This window comes from Amycolatopsis orientalis DSM 40040 = KCTC 9412, from assembly GCF_000478275.1.
Classification (GTDB): domain Bacteria; phylum Actinomycetota; class Actinomycetes; order Mycobacteriales; family Pseudonocardiaceae; genus Amycolatopsis; species Amycolatopsis orientalis.
In genome coordinates, this window is the sequence record NZ_ASJB01000007.1 from 1 (window position 1) to 1,194 (window position 1,194).

The window sequence follows — 1,194 nt, forward strand, 5'->3', positions numbered from 1 at the left end:
CACGCGGGCCGAATCCACCAACAAGAGGAATGTATTTTTCACGCTTAACTTAGCGGCATTGGGATGTGGTGGGCGTGACAGTTCTTCGGCCGCCGATGACAGCCCGGGAACGCGCAGCCCCCGTCACGGATGTTCAACGCCCGGCGCTGGCCGGGCGTGACGAACCGTCGCATCCGCCCCACATCCAGCGGCTCACCGGCCGCGTTCAGCACCACCGGCAACATCAGACAGTCACACGCCGCCATCCGGGCGTCGCGGGCGGTCATCGTTCCGACGAAGTCCACGCAGGCGGTCCCGAGGCCGGTTTTCAGTTCGTCGAGGCCGATGGTGACGTGGACGAGGGTGCGGTAGCCGGAGGTGCCGGGCTGGTCGGGGCAGGCGATCGCGAGTTCGAGCAGGTCGACCCAGGCGTCGCCGAGGCGTTCGGGTCTGGTCCGCAGGTCGGCTTGGCCGAATTCGTCGACCGGGCGGGGTGCGGCGTAGGCCTCGAGGGCGGCGGCGGTGCGGGCACCGGCTTCGTCGTCGAGGAGGCCGTTGAGTTTCCAGAAGCCGTCCTTGCGGCGCTCCAAGGTCAACTCGCGACGCGGCTGTTTGGGTTCGGGCTCTTTCGGCTCGGCGCCGTCGGGGTCGAGCCAGCCGAGTAGGTTCTGTTCGGCTTTCGCCAGTTGCTGAGGCCCGGCGTGCCGGGCCAGCTCGGCCAGGGTCTTCTCCGCGTGCTCCCGGTCCTCTGCTGACGTGTCGAGTGGCAGGCTCGNNGCCGCCGTCGCGGGCGCCAAGGGAGGAAGATCCGTCCCATCCAACCCGCGTGTGGGATTCAGCGCGATCGCGCGATTCACCACCGGACGCGCCTCACCGAAGGAAAGCCCTGCCACATCGGCGAACCACCTGATCGTCGAGCCATACCCGTACAAGTCTTTCGCGCCCCGAGACTCGATCTCCGCCAGATACCGGCCCAGTCCGGCGGTGGCGATCCGGATCACCTGCAGGAACTGCTGCACGCCATGGGCAAGCTCCAGCTTGCCGGCGCGCCACAAGTCCTGTGGCAACTCGGGAAGGATCGTCTCGGACACGACTCCATAATACCAAAACACTCGAACATGTGTTCGTAATTTTACGTAACCGGGAAACGGCATCCATAACACCGATGGGTGGCTCATCGGCTAGGTCCACTACGGTGCGAAACAATGCATTTAG

General features: G+C 65.5%; 1 pseudogene. It reads right to left on the reverse strand.

Features of this window, described 5'->3' with window-relative positions:
• Positions 1-62: 62 nt before the first annotated feature.
• Positions 63-1,070, reverse strand: a pseudogene (locus L324_RS01135) (HNH endonuclease signature motif containing protein); the annotation flags it as partial.
• Between the last annotated feature and the right edge of the window lie 124 nt (positions 1,071-1,194).